General features: G+C 39.5%; 14 protein-coding genes. 11 read left to right on the top strand and 3 right to left on the bottom strand.

Going from position 1 to position 22063, the window contains the following annotated elements:
* Window positions 1-20: 20 nt before the first annotated feature.
* Window positions 21-2348, bottom strand: coding sequence for an outer membrane beta-barrel family protein (locus tag HMPREF0659_RS09830; protein ID WP_013265518.1), 2328 nt, complete (start codon window positions 2346-2348; stop codon window positions 21-23).
* A gap of 693 nt (window positions 2349-3041) precedes the next feature.
* Here HMPREF0659_RS09830 and HMPREF0659_RS09825 point away from each other — a divergent pair.
* The 8 genes from HMPREF0659_RS09825 (at window position 3042) to HMPREF0659_RS09790 (ending at window position 12137) form a co-directional block, all read left to right on the top strand.
* Window positions 3042-4598 (top strand): sensor histidine kinase, encoded by a 1557-nt coding sequence (locus HMPREF0659_RS09825; protein ID WP_013265313.1) that lies wholly within the window; start codon window positions 3042-3044, stop codon window positions 4596-4598.
* Window positions 4599-4638: 40 nt separating this feature from the next.
* On the top strand, window positions 4639-5346 hold the full coding sequence (rprY, locus tag HMPREF0659_RS09820; protein ID WP_013265491.1) for a response regulator transcription factor RprY: 708 nt from the start codon (window positions 4639-4641) through the stop codon (window positions 5344-5346).
* A 475-nt stretch (window positions 5347-5821) separates the two neighbouring features.
* Window positions 5822-7411, top strand: coding sequence for an L-aspartate oxidase (gene nadB / locus HMPREF0659_RS09815; protein ID WP_013265877.1), 1590 nt, complete (start codon window positions 5822-5824; stop codon window positions 7409-7411).
* Between the two features lie 71 nt (window positions 7412-7482).
* Entirely contained in the window at window positions 7483-8475 is a 993-nt protein-coding gene (nadA, locus tag HMPREF0659_RS09810; protein WP_013265792.1) for a quinolinate synthase NadA, read from the top strand.
* Window positions 8476-8490: 15 nt separating this feature from the next.
* Window positions 8491-9357, top strand: a complete 867-nt coding sequence (gene nadC / locus HMPREF0659_RS09805; protein ID WP_013265034.1) for a carboxylating nicotinate-nucleotide diphosphorylase — start codon at window positions 8491-8493, stop codon at window positions 9355-9357.
* Between the two features lie 429 nt (window positions 9358-9786).
* Window positions 9787-10848, top strand: coding sequence for a hypothetical protein (locus HMPREF0659_RS09800; RefSeq protein ID WP_108235561.1), 1062 nt, complete (start codon window positions 9787-9789; stop codon window positions 10846-10848).
* 57 nt (window positions 10849-10905) lie between these two features.
* Window positions 10906-11118 carry a hypothetical protein gene (locus HMPREF0659_RS09795; protein ID WP_013265759.1) on the top strand — a complete coding sequence of 71 codons (213 nt, stop codon included), beginning with the start codon at window positions 10906-10908 and terminating at the stop codon, window positions 11116-11118.
* A gap of 23 nt (window positions 11119-11141) precedes the next feature.
* Window positions 11142-12137, top strand: coding sequence for a hypothetical protein (locus HMPREF0659_RS09790; RefSeq protein WP_013265874.1), 996 nt, complete (start codon window positions 11142-11144; stop codon window positions 12135-12137).
* Window positions 12138-12778: 641 nt separating this feature from the next.
* On the opposite strand, the gene thrA is transcribed toward HMPREF0659_RS09790, so the two are convergent.
* The gene (thrA, locus tag HMPREF0659_RS09780; protein ID WP_013265893.1) at window positions 12779-15214 is read right to left on the bottom strand and encodes a bifunctional aspartate kinase/homoserine dehydrogenase I; all 2436 of its coding nucleotides are present in this window, start codon (window positions 15212-15214) and stop codon (window positions 12779-12781) included.
* A gap of 154 nt (window positions 15215-15368) precedes the next feature.
* Between thrA and HMPREF0659_RS09775 the strand changes: the two genes are divergently transcribed.
* Window positions 15369-16943 carry an NAD(P)/FAD-dependent oxidoreductase gene (locus HMPREF0659_RS09775; protein WP_013265758.1) on the top strand — a complete coding sequence of 525 codons (1575 nt, stop codon included), beginning with the start codon at window positions 15369-15371 and terminating at the stop codon, window positions 16941-16943.
* 622 nt (window positions 16944-17565) lie between these two features.
* On the opposite strand, the gene ypfJ is transcribed toward HMPREF0659_RS09775, so the two are convergent.
* Entirely contained in the window at window positions 17566-18450 is an 885-nt protein-coding gene (gene ypfJ, locus HMPREF0659_RS09770; RefSeq protein WP_013265091.1) for a KPN_02809 family neutral zinc metallopeptidase, read from the bottom strand.
* A 332-nt stretch (window positions 18451-18782) separates the two neighbouring features.
* On the opposite strand from ypfJ, the gene pheT reads away from it, so the two are divergent.
* The gene (pheT, locus tag HMPREF0659_RS09765; RefSeq protein ID WP_013265716.1) at window positions 18783-21251 is read left to right on the top strand and encodes a phenylalanine--tRNA ligase subunit beta; all 2469 of its coding nucleotides are present in this window, start codon (window positions 18783-18785) and stop codon (window positions 21249-21251) included.
* A 12-nt stretch (window positions 21252-21263) separates the two neighbouring features.
* Window positions 21264-21995 (top strand): YebC/PmpR family DNA-binding transcriptional regulator, encoded by a 732-nt coding sequence (locus tag HMPREF0659_RS09760; RefSeq protein ID WP_044046072.1) that lies wholly within the window; start codon window positions 21264-21266, stop codon window positions 21993-21995.
* Window positions 21996-22063: the final 68 nt, after the last annotated feature.

The following is a 22063-nucleotide window of genomic DNA, read 5'->3' as shown; positions in this document are numbered from 1 at the left end:
ATCAAAAAGGTAGCAGATAACTACAGACGTTCTGCCTCTTTTACTTTGTTCTTATTTGTTTCAAACTTTCTACTTCCGAAATTGTAATGTACACGGAAGATAACTTGACGGCTTTCGCTGTGCCCCCAAATATCTAATTCTAATGCTCCCTTACGTCCATAGCTATCCCAACGCTCAGTGTGAAGTAGGTCGGTAATCATCAAAGATAGGGAGAGTCTGTCTCGGAGTAATTGTTTACTTAGTCCGATATCTATACTTCCACTTGGTTTGAAAACCTCATAACTTCTGCCTTGTCGTTTACTTGCGTATCTTGCTGACAGTTCCATACGAACTTTTGCAGGTAGTTGTATGTCGTTTGAAAGTGAAAGATTGCATGAGGGGCGCCGGTAGTCTTCTCTATAAGATTCATAATCAAGATGGTTGATAAAGTAGTAAGCACCGATGTTTGCACTTACATCCCACCACGAGGTGAGACGTTTGTTATAGATAAGGTCAAGTGCCAGCTGTTTCTGTTTACCAATATTCTTGGTTGTCATGACTATGCAGTCTTTCTTGTATGCATCGGGAAGCTGCGTAAAATAGTTGTTTAGCTGATTATAAGAGAGCGTTACACTAAGATTATTCTTTGTGTAATCTAAAGATACCCTATGATTTATTTGTGGCTGAATAAATGGATTCCCTTTCCAATAGGTTAGTTCATCTAACAGATATTCAATGGGGTTAAGGTCTTCGTATCTTGCTTTGTCTTGTCGTTTGCTATAGGCAAGTGTGAGCTTTGCTTTGTTGTTAAGATCATAACTGATAGAAAGATTAGGAAAGAGTCTTGTGTGATTGTTCTTATTCTCCTCCATCAGTTTTCCGTCCAAATAGGATTCTAAAGTCCCGATAGTCTGCATATATTCAATCCGCATACCTGCAGTTGCCTGTACATGTTTCCATTTCTGGGCATATTGTATATAGCCTTCAAGGTTTGACTCTTGGTAGGTAAACCTGTTAGACCTTGTGTTGTCAAGCACACCTTTTGCATAGAAGCCAAAGCGATTGTTACTTTCTACCTTGGCAACTTTAATACCTGTAAGGAGCTCTCCGTCATGGCTATTCTTCAGTTTATAGTCAATAGCAGATGATATGATGTTTATATTCTTCTTGGATTTAGCTGGATAGTTGTCTTCCCTTAGTAATGTTCCATTTGGAGAGTAAAACGTATTAGGCTGATTGTTATTACTTGCAACATCAACGTGAATCCAGTCTGCATTTGCAGTGATGGTCTGCTGTTCTGTAATATTGAACTGATAGCCTATGCCTGTCGTATATTTTGTATTCTCTTGCTTGGTATAATCATTCCTTGCTTTAAGTATTTCATGAAGCGTGTCTCTACCTTTATATATCCAAGTAGTTGTTGCTGTCACTCCGGGACCTGTTAAGGCATCAACTGATGCATTTAGCATAAGTTTGTGTTTCTTGTTAGGTTGGTATACAAAAGCCAGTCCTCCTGCGTAAGTGTTACGCTTGTCTGTATCATTGGTCTCTGAGAAGTTTCGGTCTCCTTCTTGCATTCTATCAGTACCATACTCCATGTCATAGTGTCCAATGTTATGACTATAGTTGATGCCCAGCTGCCATGTCTGTTTGTTATAAGTCATACTAAAATCAGAACTTTGGCGTATGTGATTCCAAAAAGACATACCATGAGAGGTCGAAATGTAAAGTCCTCGTTCGTTGTTGTCTTTTAGTTTTATGTCAATAATACCACTTGCCCCTTCTGAATCATAACTTGCATCAGGGTTGGTTGAAGTAGTTATGCTTGCAATGTTAGAAGATGGAATAGTACGCAGATAGGCTGTAAGCGTTTCACCTTGAAGTCGTATGCGTTTTCCGTTCACGTAAACGGCGGCATTGCCAAGGGCAGAAAGCGATAGATTTCCTTTATTATCAAGCCTTACACTTGGGGTGTGGCGCAGAACATCTAAAGAGTTGCCAAGGTTAGCAAGATAGGATTCTGCAACAGAAATGCTTATCTTCCCACTTTCCATTTTAATGAGTGAGCGTTGTTTGCGGGCTGTGACAATAACGTCTTTCAGCTCTGTACCGTCAGGATATAAATAGATGTTATAAATGGAATGGTTATTTGGAATGGAGAAAAGAATAGTAGTATCACGGCATCCGATAGCTCCGCAGTATAGTTGATAACTACCATCAATAAGGGTGTAATTAAACTTTCCGTCCGTCTCAGTTAGTCCATTGGCAATTACTTTTCCTGTCTTCTGATCAGAAATGATAATTGTTGCTGCATCAATAGGTTCCTTTGTTTGTTGTTGGATACTAAAGGTTACGGTCTGTTGAGCCATAAGATTAGATGGGTTCAGTAACAATAGAGTTATAACTAAGATGATGTGTGTTGCGAAAGGTCTTGTTTGTAATCTTTGAATTGTCATGAGGTTTGTTATATTTATAGCTATTTTTATAGTATACTAAGCACTCAACACGCTTGGTGTTTACCATCAACACCACTCGTGCTGGGCATCAACACATCGGTAAAATATGAGAAGTTAGGTTATTATTATCATTATAATATTGTAATACATGAAAGATTAACTTATGTGAGAGATGTTTACAGGATAGCATATTAATTTATTTTTGTTTATAGGCAATAGGTTTAATGATTCTACAAAGATAATAAAATAATATATTTCTTAGGTGTTTTTTGTATAAAAAATAAACGTTTTGTTTTCAGTTAATGCTTTTTATTGATTTATAGAAAGACTTACTTACTTTTGTTTTGTGGATCTAAACAAATGTTTTATTAGCTCTTTTACTTTCTTGTATATCTTTTGGAGTAATCAAAACTGTATGTTTAAAGATTATACTTGATAATTATTAAATTAAAAAGTAATATTTGGTTAATGAAAATCAATTATGAGTTATTTCTTAACTTTTAGATGTTAATTGTTTAAGGAAATCCTATCTTTGCATTCGAAAATAAATATATGGTGCTGTGAGTGGAGTCTTTCCATGACCAGTATGAATATAAACAGAGAGTAATGAAGAAGAAAACAATTTGGACAATAGCCATAATCATGGGACTTTCGTTCCTTGGTTTGCTTCTGCTCCAACTCAACTATATTGAAGAGATGGCTGAGATGAAGAAGGAACAGTTTGACGAATCTGTCAACCGTGCCCTCTATCAGGCATCACGCAATATGGAGTTGAATGAGACTCTTCGTTATTTGGAGGATGATGTAAACAAGAAGGAACGCTCACAAGACGATGAGCAGAACACTGATAAAGATACATCTACTGCTGCACATCAGGCTCCGTCGACAGATAATCAGGGTGATGTCTACACCTCTTTTGAAGCAAAACTAAAGCAATCGAAGCCTTCTTTAGTTCCGAAAGGTTCTATTTTACGGAGTGATAGTAGTTCTTTGTCTGCTACAAAACGTAATATGCAAGAGATTGTTCGTAATCGTTATGTCTATCAGAAAGCTATGTTAGAGGAGGTTATCTATAATATTCTCTATTCTGCTTCAGACAAGCCTTTACGCAATAGAATAAACTTTAAGCTCTTAGACCAGGACTTAAAGGCGGAGATGATGAACAATGGAATCAATATTCCTTATCATTTCACGGTGACGACTCAAGACGGTCGAGAGGTCTATAAATGTCCTGATTATGTAAGTGATGGTGAGGAGAATACTTATTCTCAGGTGTTGTTCCGTAACGATCCTGTAAACAGAATGGGTGTTGTAAAGGTTCATTTCCCACAGATGAACAACTACATCTTCTCCAGTGTACGGTTTATGATTCCGTCAATCATCTTTACTTTCGTACTGTTGGTTACCTTTATCTTCACGATTGTAACCATCTTCCGACAGAAACGGTACAGTGAGATAAAGAATGACTTTATCAATAACATGACGCATGAGCTTAAGACGCCTATCGCAAGTATCTCTTTGGCAGCTCAGATGATGAACGATAAGACGTTGACAAAGAGTCCGAAGATGATAGAACACTTAGGAGGTGTTATCAATGATGAGTCAAAACGTCTGCGTTTCCTTGTAGAGAAGGTACTACAGATGAGTATGTACGACCGCAAAAAGGCTGTTCTAAAGAAGAAATACACCGACCTTAACGAGATGGTTGAGACGATTGCTCACTCCTTTAGTTTACGTGTTGAGCATACTGGCGGTAAGGTGTATACAGAGATAGAAGCGGTTGATTCGCTAATGTATGTTGATGAAATGCATTTCCAGAATGTCATTTTTAACCTCTTGGATAATGCTGTTAAATATGCGAAACCCGACCAACCATTAGATGTCTATTTGAAGACTTGGAATACGAATGAGAATCTCTATCTCTCTGTTCGTGATACTGGTCAAGGAATAAAGAAGGAGAACTTAAAGAAGATCTTTGATAAGTTCTATCGTGTTCACACTGGAAATCTCCACGATGTCAAAGGCTTTGGATTAGGCTTGGCATATGTAAAGAAAATGGTTGACTTACATGAAGGTGAGATTAAGGTGCTGAGCGAATATGGTAAAGGAACAAAATTCGTCATAAAACTCCCCGTTATTCGCGATGAGGAGGATGAAGAATAAAAGATAATTAAGAGTATAAACAATTTAATACGTATAAGTTATGGATGATAAATTGAAAATTCTGTTGTGTGAAGACGATGAGAATCTCGGAACACTGTTGAGTGAATATCTGCAGGCAAAAGGCTTTCAGGCTGACCTCTGCCCTGATGGTGAGGTTGGTTACAGAGCCTTCTTGAAGAGCAAGTATGATATCTGTGTGCTTGATGTTATGATGCCAAAGAAGGATGGTTTTACCCTTGCACAGGAGATTCGTCAGGCAAATGCAGAAGTTCCTATCATCTTCCTTACTGCAAAGCAGTTGAAAGAGGATATCTTGGAAGGTTTCAAGATTGGTGCTGATGATTATATCACTAAGCCATTCTCTATGGAGGAACTCGTATTCCGTATTGAGGCTATCCTCCGTCGTGTAAGAGGAAAGAAGACTAAGGAGTCAACAATGTACACCATTGGTCGCTTTACTTTCGATACACAGAAGCAGTTGCTTACACTGGATAACAATCCAGAGAAGGCTACTAAGCTTACGACAAAGGAGAATGAGTTGCTCGCTTTGCTTTGCGCACACTCTAACGAGATTCTTCAGCGTGACTATGCTTTGAAGACTATTTGGATTGATGATAACTACTTTAATGCTCGCTCAATGGACGTTTACATTACTAAGTTGCGTAAGCATTTGAAACCAGACCCACAGATTGAGATTATTAATATCCATGGTAAGGGTTATAAACTCATCGTTCCAGACGAGCAGTAAAAACTTTATTCTGTAAGTTTCTCTTTACAGAACCACTAAATATTAACGCTACTCTTTCCTCTTTTAAGGGGATTGAATAGCGTTTTTTCTTGTTCAATATGGAAGTGGAAGGATAAGGATTTTGTATAAAGTAAAGATGAAAACCTCGTTAGTATATCATAAATTATAGTAATCCTTATTATGTGTTAGTACTCCGCACCAATGGTGTTAAGCCTTCGCACTATATGTGTTAAGCCCCCGCACATGATGTGCGCAGTATTCGGACAGCATATGAAAAGCATCAATACTGGGATTGGAAACGTGCTGAAAGAGGATTGCTTATACTTAATTCAGAGAAAAAGGTTCTCGTGTTCGATAGGATAAGAAAAACTTTTCTCATGCACGCACAAATATATATGCTCTTTTCTTACCATTGTTATGGTAATTTTTATTACTTTTGTACCGATTAATTTTTGATATCAGAAGGAATCATATTATGATACACAAATTCGATTTCCTGGTTATCGGCAGCGGTATAGCAGGAATGAGTTATGCACTGAGTGTGGCAAATAGTGGTAAGGGAAAGGTTGCCCTTGTTTGCAAAACTTCTTTGGACGAAGCCAATACGGCTAAAGCACAAGGAGGAATAGCAGCAGTAACGAACCTTGCCATTGACAATTTTGAAAAGCACATCAACGATACTATGGTCGCTGGTGATTATATTTCTGACCCTTTAGCTGTAAGACAAGTTGTGTGTAATGCGCCAGAAGCTATCAAGGCGCTTGTTAACTGGGGTGTAAATTTTGATAAGCATAAAGACGGTACATACGACCTACATCGTGAAGGAGGGCACAGCGACTTTCGTATTCTTCATCATGCTGATGATACAGGCTTTGAGATACAGCGTGGATTGATGAATGCGGTGAGAGCTAACCCAAATATTACAGTCTTCGAAAATCACTATGCTGTTGAGATTATCACGCAACACCACTTGGGTATAAAGGTGACACGCAGAACCCCAGATATAGAATGTTATGGTGCGTATATCCTCAATCCTGAAACGAAAAAGGTAGATACCTTCTTAAGTAAAGTAACACTCATGGCTACAGGTGGAGTGGGGGCAGTCTACGCAATGACATCTAATCCTGAGATAGCTACTGGCGATGGTATTGCAATGGTTTATCGAGCAAAGGGAACGGTAAAGGATATGGAGTTCGTACAGTTCCATCCGACGGTTCTTTATAATCCTTCTGAGACGCATCCAGCATTTCTGATTACTGAGGCTATGCGTGGCTATGGTGGGGTGTTGCGACTTCCGAATGGTCAAGAGTTCATGCAGAAGTATGATAAACGTCTTTCTCTTGCTCCACGTGATATTGTTGCTCGAGCTATTGATCATGAAATGAAGATTCACGGGCTAAATCATGTTTGTCTTGATGTAACACATAAAGATGCTGAAGAAACGAAGCATCATTTTCCACATATTTATGAGAAATGTTTGAGCATTGGGATTGATATAACAAAAGAATATATCCCTGTTTGTCCAAGTGCTCACTATATCTGTGGGGGTATAAAGGTCGATTTGAATGCAGAAAGTTCTATTCATAGACTCTATGCCGTTGGTGAATGTTCATGTACGGGATTGCATGGCGGAAACCGACTTGCCAGCAACTCGCTGATAGAAGCAGTCGTCTATGCTAAGTCTGCTGCAGAACATACACTACGGATGATAGACAACTATGACTTTAACACAAATATTCCTGAGTGGAACGATGAAGGCACAATGACCAATGAAGAGCATGTTTTAATCACACAGAGTATTAAGGAAGTTGGCGAAATCATGAGCAACTATGTCGGTATTGTTCGAAGTGATTTGCGTTTGAAGCGTGCTTGGGCAAGACTCGACTTATTGTATGAGGAGACAGAAAGCCTCTTTAAGCGTGTGACGGCAACGAAGGATATATGCGAACTCCGTAATATGATAAATGTCGGTTATCTGATAACACGACAAGCCATAGAGCGAAAGGAAAGTCGAGGATTGCACTACACGGTAGATTATCCGAAGCATGCATATGACGAGAAGTAGTAAAAGAGTATAGATAGATGATGAGAGAAGCACAATAACCATTGTACTCTCAGCTTATAATACAAAATAACATGATAGATAAAAAATGGCTGGAACAGGGGTTTATAGATGAACCTATTCCAGAAGGGACTGATGTAAAGGCTGAAATACGCAGGATGTGTAAAGAGAAGAATGCACTTATCATGGCACATTATTATACAGAAGGCGTAATTCAGGAGTTGGCAGATTTCGTAGGAGATAGTTTGGCTTTGGCACAAAAGGCTGCTACTACAGATGCCGATATCATCGTTATGTGCGGTGTACATTTCATGGGTGAGACAAATAAAATCTTATGTCCCGAGAGGACAATACTCGTCCCTGACCTTAACGCCTCTTGTTCGTTGGCAGAGAGTTGTCCAGCCGATGAGTTTGAGAAGTTTGTAAAAGCACATCCTAATCATACCGTGGTAAGCTATGTCAATACAACTGCAGCAACCAAAGCTGTGACAGATGTTGTGGTGACGAGCAGTAATGCAAAACAGATTGTTGAATCTTTACCAAAGGATACTCCTATCATTTTTGGACCAGATAGGAACTTAGGACATTATATCAGCGAGCAAACAGGACGTGAGATGTTGCTTTGGGATGGTGCATGTGAAGTTCATGATAGATTCTCTGTAGAGAAGATTCAGCAGTTAAAACGCGAGCATCCAGCAGCAAAAGTACTGGCTCATCCTGAGTGTCCACCTACTGTACTCTGCTTAGCTGATAAGGTTGGAAGTACATCTGCCTTATTGAAGTATAGTGTTGAGAATGATGCTCAGGAGTTTATAGTGGTGACGGAGAGTGGTATTCTTGTTGAAATGCAGCGATTGGCTCCACAAAAGACCTTTATTCCTGCTCCTCCTAATGATAGCGATAGCCCTTGTAATGAGTGTGAGTATATGAAATATATTACTTTGAGGAAGCTGTATAATTGCTTGAAGTATGAGTGGCCTGCTATTGAGGTTGAGCCAGAAATGGCAAAGAAGGCTGTCAAATCAATTCATAGAATGTTGGATATCTCAAACAGATTAGGTTTATAATTTAAATATATTATTATGTTGTCAGTAGAAGAACTAAACGATAAACTTATCGAACTCGCTTTCAGTGAGGATATAGGTGATGGTGACCATACAACGCTTTGCTGCATCCCTGCTGATGCTAAGGGTGAAAGTAGATTACTGATTAAGGAAGAAGGAGTCTTGGCAGGAGTTAATGTTGCTAAAAGGGTGTTCCATCTTTTTGACCCTGATCTACAGGTAGAAGTCTATGTAGAAGACGGTGCTCATGTGAAGCCTGGCGATATTGTTATGAGTGTGAAGGGCAGAACGCAGAGCCTTTTGCAGACAGAACGCCTTATGCTTAACATCTTACAGCGTATGAGTGGTATTGCAACAATGACCAACAAGTATCAGCAAGCACTCATTGATGCAGGTACAAAGACACGCGTTTTAGACACACGTAAGACAACACCGGGTATGAGAATGCTGGAAAAAGAGGCTGTGAAGATTGGTGGTGGTATGAACCATCGCATTGGTCTCTTTGATATGATTCTTCTGAAAGATAATCATGTTGATTTCTGTGGTGGTGTACATAATGCGATCTCTATGGCAAAGCAGTATTGTAAAGACCATGGTAAGAATGATCTTAAGATAGAATGTGAGGTAAGAAACTTTACCGAGTTGGAAGAAGCATTGAATGAAGGCTGCGACCGTATTATGTTTGATAATTTCACACCAGAGGATACTCGCAAAGCAGTTGAGATGGTTGCTGGACGCTGTGAGACGGAATCAAGTGGAGGAATCACCTTTGATACGATGATTCCTTATGCGCAAGCTGGTGTTGATTTTATTTCCTTTGGTGCACTAACACACAGTGTTAAAGGACTTGATATGAGCTTCAAGGCTGTTGTTTCAAAAGACTAATTCTTAGTTAAATACCAATACCTCTGATTTCTTTTCATGAAGAAAAAGATTTTTCTTCATGAAAAGAAATCTTTTTGTTCACGTAAATAATTATTTCTTTTCGTGAAAATAATTCGATAGATAAGGATTATTACCGTTTTACCGTTGGTAGTTTGAGTTTTTACATAGAGTTCTTTTTAAGTGTAAAGAGGGTGTGATGAATAGAAAAGAACCATAGATGTAAATCTTATTTTTAAAGAGTTTAATCCGTATTTTGTATATTCTTTGTTTAAATTTGTTTGTTTTTGTTGATTTTTATTTATCTTTGCACCATTAAGAACTAAACAACTTATTGATAAAGAGTAGTCTACAGAAACCTATTTTCTACTTGAAGGAACATGAATAACGTTGGCTACAAACTTGATTGATAAAACGTATAACTTAATAACTATGACCAAAAAGTTTATTGTATTATTCCTAATGTTGTTATTGCCTGTAATGATATGGGCGCAGAATTCCGTTACATTCGATTTCTCAAGTTCTTCTCCAGGTGATGTTGTACCAACAGTGATGGAGAAGGATGGTATTTCCTTGAAGTTTAGTGCTACTAAAGCAGATGTAACTCAACCTAAATATACAAGAGTAAATAATCTCAAATGTCTAAAAATTGATGTAGAAGGTATATTAACTATAGAGAGTTTTAACAGTAAAATTACATCTATAAAGTTTACCCTCGCTGATGATAAGGATGATCTGAAGTTCTATTTAGAGGAAGTAGGTAAAATCGGGAAACGAACTATTTCTCAACTTAATAGGAAAATTGTCGAGAGAAAATGGAAAGGTGAATGTACTAAAGTTTCTTTTACTCCTTGTTCTACAGGGGGGCTTCATATAATGACAATACAAATATCTTACGAGAAAGTTCAGCCTAAGGGCGTCTCTCTTGCAGTTTCTTCTGCTGAGAGAGCAACACTTTATTATAGTGACAGGTCGTTTATTATTCCTGAAGGGGTTGTTGCTCGTACCTATAAGATTGAAGGTAATATCCTCTCTCGAAGTCGGGAATATAAAAAAGGAGATGTTCTTCCCAAGGGTACAGCTGTTGTTTTAGAAGCAAAGAAAGGTAAGTATATCTTTGAAGAAACAAGTAAGACAGGTGAAACAGACCCTCATAATGCGTTGTGTGGCTCGGATAGTACGACTATAACGTCAGGCGGAGAGGTGTACTATGTGTTTGGAAAAGGCAGTAACGGAGTAGGCTTTTATTGGAAAGAAGCAAATGGAAAAGCCTTTACGACCGAAGCACATAAAGCCTATCTCGTTTATACGCCATCAAAGACTACAAACGCAAAGAGTTTCCTTGGCTTTGATGTAGCATTAGAAATACAAGGTCCTATGGTGAGAGAAAAGACAACTTTCGATGGTCCTATTTATAACCTTGCAGGGCAAAGAGTAGATAAAGATTATAAGGGGATTATAATCGTGAATGGTAAGAAGTATCTTAATAGATAAGCCTTCTTGTACTTGTACACAAAACCATGATAAATAATTGATTTTTAATAAGTAAACATGAAAACATATATCAAGCCTTTAATAAGTGAGTATCACGTTTTAACTTCTTGTCATTTGCTGGGTGGCTCACCTGGGGAAGGAACAAATACATTGACGAATGAAGAAGGACTGATTAATAATCAGACAGGGCCTGGTATTCAGCAATTATCAAAAGAAGATTCTTTCTCCGCTTTTAATCTTTCTGACACGCAGACGGATTGGGATGAATGACTATAACTTAAACAATTACCGATATGAAAAAACAAGTAACATGGATTGGACTTTTGTTGTGCTTACTATTGTTTGCAGCCTGCGAAAAGCCAGTTTTAGACAATGGTGAAGATGGTAAAAAATCGAATAATGCAAAGCAAAAGTTGACAAGAGTCGTGCGTATTCACCCCAAAGAATTACGTATAGAAACGATAGAAGAAGCTATAGGGGCGAAATATCAACCTTTGAGTAGGGCTGTTAGCGAAGACCGGAAACGGAAGTTTTATGCTGTGAATGTCTACGAGAAGAAATCTAATGATGAAAACTACTCAATGTATGCTTATGGTTTGTTTACCAGCCTTTCAAAGATTGCACTAAAGATGAATGTGAACAATCTTTATAAAGTAGAGTGTTTGATTGTAGAGGAAGGTGATGATGAACTTTTCGCAAATGAAGATGAGTTTTCAGCTCCTTTCTTGCATGGGGCAAATAAGGCTACAAAAGTTACTAATAGCTTTGTATTCTCAAAAGAAGAAAACTTGAATAGTCTAACAAAAGGCGAAACGACTGTAGCTAAGGGGCGTACTGTTCAATATCCACGCCTTGTGAAACTCTATGGTACTATCAATGATTTCAGTCCAAAAACATCAAAGGAACTGACCATTGATATGAAAAGGTCGGTGTTCGGGTTGCATTTCAAGGTGTCGCCACCAGAAGAAGGTAGTCTGGTAATTAACTATATCGGGTGGCGTATCTCTTTAACAAAGGGTAGTAATGAATATGATCATAGTTCCGTCTACTCCTTTTCTAACATTCCAAAAGCGTGTGAAGATGGATATCAATTGACGATGGAGGTGAAGGTAACATGGACGAAAGACGATGGGACTGTCGAACAAGAAAGTAAGCAGTTAGTGTTAAAACGTAATGTCATGACCGTCGTTGAAATAAGGGTAGAAGGACAAAAGCCACAGGGTTTTACGTTGAATGAAGAGCCGAATGACATGAAAACAGAGAAAGTTGAATGGAATCTGTTATTATAGCTTTTAGTTGTACTTATAAAAAAAAGCTCTTTAGAAATATAGAATGGTAAGCTAATGCTATTATAGAATAAGGCACACAAAGCAACGCTAAGTTTGCAATAAGAAACTTAACGATGCTCTGTGTGTTATTTCTCAAATGCTAAACCCAAAAGAAAAACCTTATCACTCCCAACCTCAAAAGATGCTGTTTTGTTCGTATTTTTCATATGTTGATTTTGTAAAGACCACCAAACGGCTTGCAAATAACGTCCAATTGGCTTGCAAAAGATGCCCTTTTGAAGTCCAAGTAACGCCCTTTTGAAGTCCAATTAAGCACCTTTTAAAGCCTTACTTTGTAACATTTTGATAACTAATAACTTACAAATATATTAAAAGAACTCACATTTTATCCATTTCTCTACCTTTTCCTTGAATGTTTTGTAAATATATTTCTTGCCGAGAATATTCGCATTTACTAATTGAATGTACGTAAATCTGACACAGAGGCATGGTGTAAACGGATGTTTTATTTATGGATACGTAGTCCATAGAGTCATCGGCTGTGTGGGGAGCAAAGGGGCATATTAACTTCATATTTCGAGAGAAAAACAAAAAAAGAGCATACATTGCGTATGCCCTTCTCGTTTGGATTTATAGTATCATTATATGTTCGCAATACTCATAATGTTTGCAAACACACCTGCTGCGGTAACAGATGCACCAGCACCATAGCCTTGAATCTGCATAGGGTATTCTTTATAACGATCAGTTGTCAGTAGAACTATGTTATTAGAACCTTCAAGATTATAGAAAGGATGGTTAGAATCCACCTCCTTTAATGCAACATTAGTCTTACCATGTTCCATAGTGGCAACGAAACGCCAACGCTTACCCTCCTCTGCTAATAGCTGACGACGTTGTTCAAAGTTAGCATCAAGTTCTGGAAGACGCCTCCAGAAGTCTTCTACTGAACCTTGGAAATAATCATCAGGAACAAATAGATGCTTCTCAACATCCTCTTGTTCCACCTTGTATCCAGCCTCACGTGTAAGGATAACTAACTTACGAACGACATCCGTTCCACTAAGGTCTATGCGTGGATCTGGCTCGCTATAACCTTGTTCTTTAGCGCGTTTTACAGTCTCAGAGAAAGGAACATCTGCTCCAATCTCGTTAAAGATGAAGTTTAGTGTACCAGACAATACAGCTTCAATCTTAAGTATTTTGTCACCCGAATTGCGCAAGTCATTGATTGTACCAATGATAGGTAGACCTGCACCCACGTTTGTTTCAAAGCGGAATTTGACACCACGTTGAATGGCTGTCTGCTTTAAATGGTAATAATCATCGTATGTTCCAGATGCTGCAATCTTGTTGGCAGCAATCACAGAGATATTGTTTTCCAATAAAGACTGATAGAGTGCAGCCACTTCCTTAGAAGCAGTACAATCCACAAATACCGAGTTAAAGATATTCATCTTTAGGATAACATCACGCAAATGTTCTGGATTAGAAGGCTCACTCTCCTTTAGTTCTTTACGATAATTATCAAGATTTAAGCCGTCGTGATTGAAAATAGCATTCTTAGATGAAGCAATTCCCACCACTTTCAACTTTAAGTTAGAATTTTGCTTCAACTCTTCATACTGGCTCTTGATCTGTTCAATGAGCTTACCACCTACTGTACCAATGCCGCAAATAAAGAGATTCAATACTTTATATTCCGATAAGAAAAGTGAATCATGGAGTACATTCAGTGCTTTCCTTAGGTCAGAGCCTTTCACAACAAATGAGATATTCATCTCAGATGCACCCTGCGCAATAGCAATAACACTAATACCAGAACGACCAAGAACCTCAAAGAGCTTACCGCTTATACCCGGTGTTCGCCTCATGTTCTCACCAACGACCGCCACTGTTGCAAGTCCACTTTCAGCGTGCATAGGGAACATACGCCCATCTTCTATCTCAAGTCGGAACTCCTCATTAAGTACCTTCACTGCATTGTCGGCATCTTCATCCTTCACACCGATAGAGGTATTGTTCTCTGAGGCTGCCTGTGATACAAGGAAGACACTAATACCATTGTTGGCAAGAGAACTAAAGATACGACGGTTGACACCAACAACACCCACCATAGAAAGACCAGTCACGGTAATAACCGTAGTACCTTTGATAGATGATAAACCCTTAATAGGTTTTTGATTGTTCTCTATGTGTGCTTTAATAATCGTACCCTGTCCATCAGGATTAAATGTGTTTTTTACCTTGATTGGGATGTTTTTTACACAGACAGGGTATATCGTTGGAGGATAGACAACCTTTGCACCAAAGTTACAAAGCTCCATAGCCTCCGTATAGGAAAGTTCATTAATGGTATAGGCACTCTTGATGACGCGAGGGTCAGCTGTCATAAAGCCGTCAACATCCGTCCATATCTCCAATACTTCAGCGTTTAGAGATGCGGCAAGGATGGATGCCGTATAATCACTTCCACCACGCCCAAGATTGGTAATATCGCCAGAGTCACGGTCTTGTGCTATAAAACCAGGTACAAGAGAGATGCGAGGAAGGTCAGAGAAAGTATTTACTACAAGTTTGTTGGTTAGTTCTGAATCGAGACTTCTTTTGCCCAATTTCTCTTCAGTCTTGATAAACTCACGTGCATCAAACCACTTTGCTCCACGAATAAGTGTAGCTACTATTCTTGAACTTAGACGTTCACCATAGCTTACAATAGTATCTTCTGTCTTATGACTGAGGTCGTGAATTAAGAATACACCGTAATAAATAGAATGAAGTTGCTCGAAAAGACTATCCACTTTGTTGAATAGCATCTCACGGTCATGTGGATCGGTAATAATCGCATCAATCATCTTATGATGTCGTGCAACGATCGAATCGAACTCTGTTTTCCAACTTTCATCACCCTTCAAGGCAAGTTGAGAAGTAGCTATGAGCTGATCTGTTATACCACCTAAGGCACTAACAACCACAATAATTGGTTGATGTTTAGCCTCCTTTTCTACAATCTTTTGTAGACTTAAAATACTCGATACAGAACCTACGGATGTTCCACCAAACTTTAATACTTTCATTCCTGATGTTTATTTTGTTATTATTTGGCATCCCCTTTACAATGGGGGAGGTGCAAAACTTAGCCACAAAAATAATAAGAAATATTGCAATAGCCAACGAATTTCTCGATATATTTGAGTAAATTTGTGGCAAAAAGAAGAAGTTATACTATATATGACAGAGGAATATCAGTTACGCGTTTTGCCCCAAGTTGCCTATAATGAAAACAACATGAAGGCATATCTTGCAAAAGAAAAGGGGCTGGATGAGCGTACAATTTATCGTGTTCGAGTATTGAAGCGTTCTATTGATGCACGCCATCGTGACATATATGTTAATCTGAAAATTCGTGTTTATATTAACGAATTTCCACAAGACGACCCTTATGTGAAGACTGAATACCAAGACGTAAGCAATCGTCCTTCGGTCGTTGTGGTAGGTGCTGGTCCTGCAGGTTTGTTCTCTTCTCTGAAGCTAATAGAATTAGGATTGCGCCCAATAGTTCTCGAACGAGGAAAGAATGTACGTGATCGTAAGTTAGATATGGCTTTAATCTCAAAGACACAAGAGGTTGATCCTGAGTCAAATTACTGCTTTGGTGAAGGTGGTGCTGGAGCATATTCGGATGGAAAACTTTATACACGAAGTAAGAAGCGTGGCCCTGTTGATAAGATTCTAAATGTCTTTTGTCAGCATGGTGCATCACCTTCTATCCTCGCTGATGCCCATCCACACATAGGTACAGACAAGCTTCCTCGTGTCATAGAGAATATGCGTAACACAATACTTGACTGTGGTGGTGAGGTTCATTTCCAAAGAAAGATGACTTCCTTGATACTCGATGGTGATAAAGTTGTTGGTGTTGAGGCTGTTGATAACAGTGGAGCTGTGAGTGTGAAGCGTGAGTTTCATGGTCCAGTCATTCTTGCTACGGGGCACTCTGCACGCGATGTCTATCGCTATCTTGCAGAGGCAGGAATTGAGATGGAAGCAAAAGGAATCGCTGTTGGAGTACGATTGGAGCATCCTTCTCACTTAATCGACCAAATACAATATCACAATAAAAATGGAAAGGGTAAATATCTTCCAACAGCAGAGTACTCTTTTGTGACACAAGCACAGGGTCGTGGTGTCTATTCTTTCTGTATGTGTCCCGGTGGTTTTGTGATTCCTTCAGCAACTGGTCCAGAGCAAACTGTAACCAATGGTATGAGTCCTGCCAATCGTGGAACGCAATGGTCTAACTCGGGTATGGTTGTTCAATTAAATCCAGAGGATGTTGAAGGCGATGATGTTTTGCGTATTTTGCGTTATCAGGAACAGTTAGAGCGAGACACATGGCAGCAGGGAAACCGCAAACAGACAGCTCCTGCACAGCGTATGGCAGATTTTGTAAATAATCGTCTGTCGTATGATCTTCCTAAATCGAGCTATGCACCAGGACTTATTTCCAGTCCACTTCATTTCTGGATGCCATCATTTATCACAAAACGACTCCAAGAAGCATTCAGAACCTTTGGTAAACAAGCGCATGGTTTCCTTACGAATGAAGCTGTCATGATTGCTTCCGAGACTCGTACAAGTTCTCCTGTTCGTATCCTCCGTGACAGAGAACGCCTCATGCATATCCGCCTTGAGGGTCTTTTCCCTTGTGCAGAAGGTGCTGGTTATGCTGGTGGAATCGTTAGTGCGGGCATTGATGGAGAGCGCTGTGCTGAAATGGTTTCGGCTTATCTCCAGCAATTATAAGGGGGGCTTCTGTTAAATGCGTAGATTGTTAATAGAATGAGATAAATCCACATACATGGTGTGATTACCCCAAATTAGATGATTTTACAAAGGGGATAATCTACATGATAAATGTAATTAGGTGCGATGACTATCTATCTTCTACAAGCAACTTAATCTCTTTTTAGTTGAGATTTGTAAACTATTTTCGTGCAGTTCAAAACCAATATATGCTCTTTTGGCTTCTAAAAGATGCCTAATTGACTTGCAAAAGGTGCCCTTTAAGCCCCTTACTAACGCCCTTTTGAATTCCTATTAAGCACCTTTTAATTTGCCACTTTATAACTAATTGATTTTCTGTTGATTGCAAACCTGCTTCGTATATGTGTTTTTGTCGTTAGTTATAGATGTTTTCTTTGAAATTATGTAATGATTTTTCAAATCTCCGTCTACAGATTCTCGAAGTCTAAAAAGAAATGATTTTCAATATCAGAGAATGATAACAGGATAGATTGTTGACAGTCTTAGCCAAGTTTTTGTTTAATAAGTAACTGTGGTTCTTCCGTTAAAGTAATAGGAAAAGCGTTCACACATTTAACGAAAGAACCATACTTTTAGATGAAGATAAGGATGTTTAATATCCTTAGTCTAAATCCCCTGGTGCAAAGGTTGTTGTATTCCAATCACCAGTTTCGATACCTTTCTTTAACCAGTACATACGCTGTTCGGAAGTTCCATGGGTGAAAGTCTCAGGAAGTGCATAGCCACGAGCTTTCTTCTGGAGATAGTTATCGCCGATTTTCTCAGCACAATCAATTGCCTCTTCGATATCACCATCAGTAAGACTTTGATATTTTTCATTGTCATAATGTGCCCAACAACCAGCATAATAATCGGCAAGAAGTTCTAATTTCACACTCAGTTTGTTTGCTTCTTCCTTACTAACACGTGCCATCTTTGCATGACATTTGCCAAGGATTCCACGGAGATATTCCACATGATGACCCACTTCATGCGCAATCACGTAGGCATACGCAAAGTCAAGGTCGCCCTTTGCTTGTATTCCTAAGTCCTTACGCATACTGCTAAAGAAACTTAAGTCGAGATAAAGACGTTGGTCAGCAGAGCAGTAGAATGGACCCATAGCAGCAGAGCCATTGCCACAAGCAGTTTGTACAGCACCTGTGAAAAGAACAAGCGTAGGGTATTGATATCTCATGCCGTGCAACTGAAACTGTTCCGTCCATACATCTTCTGTACCTGCAAGAATCTGTTTTGAGAAGTCAGCAAGTTTTTCTTCTTCCTCTGTAAATTGATGTTGTTCTCCACCAGTTTGTACCTCAGTTTGTCCTTGCATCTGCTGTTGAACGATGTTGTTGACTACATCTCCCATGTTTCCACCGCTTAAAAAGGTGATAAGCGCAATGACAATGATACCTCCGATGCCACCAATACCAGCTTTAGCGCCGGTACCCATGCCACGACGGTCTTCTACATTATTACTTTCTCTGCGTCCTGTAAGTCTCATTTTATTTCCTCTGTTTTTTAAGCTTAATTGTTTCTATGTTGGCAAAGGTAAGGCATTATCTTGAAATCTGCAAGTATTACAAGCCTGTTCCTATAACTTAAATGTATGTCTTATATACTATAAAACTGGTGTTTTCATAGATTAAAGCTATGTGATAATGACTTTGAAAGATAGCTTTATGTGCGTAAAAAATAGTCTACTTTTTCTTTGTTACGATTATTGAAAGAGAGACTTTCTCTATATGCAACGGCTTTTTTCTTTTATCCTTTTGCTATATCTGAGTTTTTTCGTAAATTTGCATGTATTTTCAGAACAAACAATATAACTATATAATGAAGATTTCATACAAATGGCTAAAGGAATACGTTGATTTCAATCTTAGTCCAGAAGAGATTGCAGTTGCGCTCACTTCCATAGGTTTGGAGGTAGGTTCACTGGACGAGGTTGAAACGATACGTGGTGGATTAAAGGGTTTATATGTTGGTAAGGTGCTTACTTGCGAGGCACATCCAAACTCTGATCACCTTCACGTAACAACCGTTGACCTTGGCAAGGGAGAACCACAGCAGATTGTATGTGGCGCACCGAATGTTGCAGCAGGACAGAAGGTAATCGTTGCTGACTTAGGTTGTGTACTCTATGATGGCGACAATGAGTTTACTATCAAGAGGAGTAAGCTGCGTGGTGTAGAAAGTCTTGGTATGATTTGTGCCGAGGATGAGATTGGTGTTGGTACTGCTCATGATGGTATCATTGTGTTGCCAGAGGATGCACCAGTCGGTCAGCCAGCATCAGAGTATTACCAATTAGACAGTGATTGGCTGATTGATATAGACATCACTGCTAACCGTGCAGATGCGTTAAGTCATTATGGTGTAGCTCGCGACCTCTATGCATGGTTGACACAGAATGGTTATGAGACTTCGCTGCATCGCCCATCTTGTGATGCATTTAAGGTTGACAATCATGACCTTCCTATTGATGTGACAATTGAGAACACTGATGCTTGCCGTCGTTATGCTTGTTTGAGCATTACTGATTGTGAGGTAAAGGAAAGTCCACAATGGTTGAAAGACAAACTGAATATTATCGGTTTGCGTCCAATCAATAATATCGTTGATATCACTAACTATATCATGATGGCTTACGGTCAGCCTATGCACTGTTTTGATGCAGACATGGTTAAAGGGCACCACATCATCGTCAAAGATAAGAATGAGGGAAAGAAGTTCGTTACTTTGGATGGTGAAGAGCATATACTTGGTGAGCACGACCTCGCAATTTGCAATGAGGAAGACCCTATGTGTATTGCTGGTGTCTTCGGTGGAAAGGGTAGTGGAACTTACGAAACGACGAAGAATGTAGTATTGGAGAGTGCTTACTTCCATCCAACATGGATTCGTAAGAGTGCTCGTCGTCATGGTCTTTCAACTGATGCCAGCTTCCGTTTTGAGCGTGGTATTGATCCAAATGGTGTCATCTATGCGCTAAAACAGGCTGCAATCCTTTGTAAGGAACTTGCAGGTGGAAAGGTAAGTATGGAGATTCGTGACGAGTATCCAACTAAGATGGAGGGCTTCCCAGTTCGTCTGAACTATGAGTATTGCGACCGTCTTATTGGCAAGAAACTCGGTAATGAGACGATTAAGCGTATTGCTGAAAGCCTTGAAATGAAGGTAGAGAAGGAAGATGCAGAGGGACTTAATCTCCTCGTTCCTCCTTATCGTGTTGATGTACAGCGTCCTTGTGATGTTGTTGAAGACATCCTTCGTATCTATGGATATAATAATGTAGAGATTCCTACAGAGTTGAAGTCTTCATTGACAATTGCTGAAGAGGCTGACAAGAACTATCACCGTGAGAACATCATCGGTGAGCAGTTAGTAGGTGCTGGCTTCTCAGAGATAATGAACAATTCGCTCACAAAGAGTTCTTACTATGAGGAGACAGGCCTTAATGCTTATCCTTGGGAGGAGACTGTAAAGGTGATGAATCCACTTTCAGCAGACTTGGGTGTGATGCGTCAGACCCTTCTCTTTGGTGGTTTGGAGAGTATTGTACGTAATGTAAACCGTAAGGCACAGAATCTCCGCTTCTTTGAAGTAGGTAATGTCTACAAGTTTAATAAGGAAAAGTGGTCAGAGGAAAGTCCTGTTAAGGCTTATAGTCAGGATTATCACATGGCATTGTGGGTGACAGGTAAGCGTGTACAAGGTTCATGGGCACATCCTGATGAGGAAAGTACATTCTATGAACTAAAGGCATACGTAGAGAATATTCTTCGTCGTATCGGTATTGCACAGGGCTTGCTCGTTAGCGAAAAGTCAGATAACAACGTCTTTGATAAGGCGATAGTACTGAAGACACGTACCGGTAAGGTACTCGTAGAGATGGGTATTCTCAGCCACAAGCTTTTGAAGAGTTTCAATATTGATCAGAAGGTTTATTATGCAGAGTTGGATTGGGCTGGATTGATGAAGGCCATCCGCAAGAATAAACTTCAGTTCCAGGAGATATCTAAGTATCCTGCTGTAAGCCGTGATCTTGCCTTGTTGGTCGACAACAATGTTGAGTTTGCACAGATTGAAGAGATCTCTCGTCAGGCAGACAAGAAACTTTTGAAGCGTGTCGAACTCTTCGATGTTTATCAGGGTAAGAACCTTCCTGAGGGTAAGAAGAGCTATGCAGTAAACTTCATTCTTCAGGACGAAAGCAAGACACTCAACGACAAGGCAATTGATGCCATCATGCAGAAATTAATTAAGAATTTAACAAATAAACTCGGAGCAGAACTCCGTTAACAAACAAATCCAATGGGTAGAGCATTTGAATATCGCAAAGCAAGTAAGCTCAAGAGATGGGGTCACATGGCCCGTACGTTCACAAAGTTAGGTAAAGAAATCGCTATTGCTGTTAAGGCAGGTGGTCCTGAGCCTGAGAACAACCCACGCCTTCGTGCGATTATAGCAACATGTAAGCGTGAGAACATGCCGAAGGACAATATCCAGCGCGCTATTAAGAACGCAATGGGTAAAGATACCAGCGACTACAAGGAGGTAACATACGAGGGTTATGGTCCTCACGGAATTGCTGTGTTCGTTGAGACATTGACCGACAATACCACACGTACTGTAGGTGATGTTCGTTCAATCTTCAACAAGTTCAATGGTAATCTTGGTACACAGGGTTCTCTCAGCTTCCTTTTTGACCATAAGGCAGTCTTCACTTTTAAAAAGAAGGACGGCTTGGATATGGAAGAGTTGATTCTCGACTTGATTGACTATGGCGTTGAGGACGAATTCGATGAGGATGAAGAAGAGAACGAAATTACCATCTATGGTGAGCCAACAAGCTTCGGTGAGATTCAGAAACACTTGGAGGACAATGGTTTTGAGATTACTTCTGCTGAGTTCACTCGTATTCCTAACGACTTGAAGGACGTGTCTCCTGAAGAGCGTGAGACTATCGATAAGATGGTTGAGCGTTTGGAAGACTTCGACGACGTGCAGAATGTTTATACTAACATGAAGCCAGCTGAAGACTAATCATCGCCTCTAATACACCTATATATGATAAGGTGTAATTGGTTCTAAGAGTATAGAAAGAGACTATT

This window comes from Prevotella melaninogenica ATCC 25845 (genome assembly GCF_000144405.1).
Taxonomy (GTDB): Bacteria; Bacteroidota; Bacteroidia; order Bacteroidales; family Bacteroidaceae; genus Prevotella; species Prevotella melaninogenica.
The sequence above is the reverse complement of the archived record's forward strand: the minus strand, read 5'-3'. Positions and strand labels throughout refer to the sequence as shown.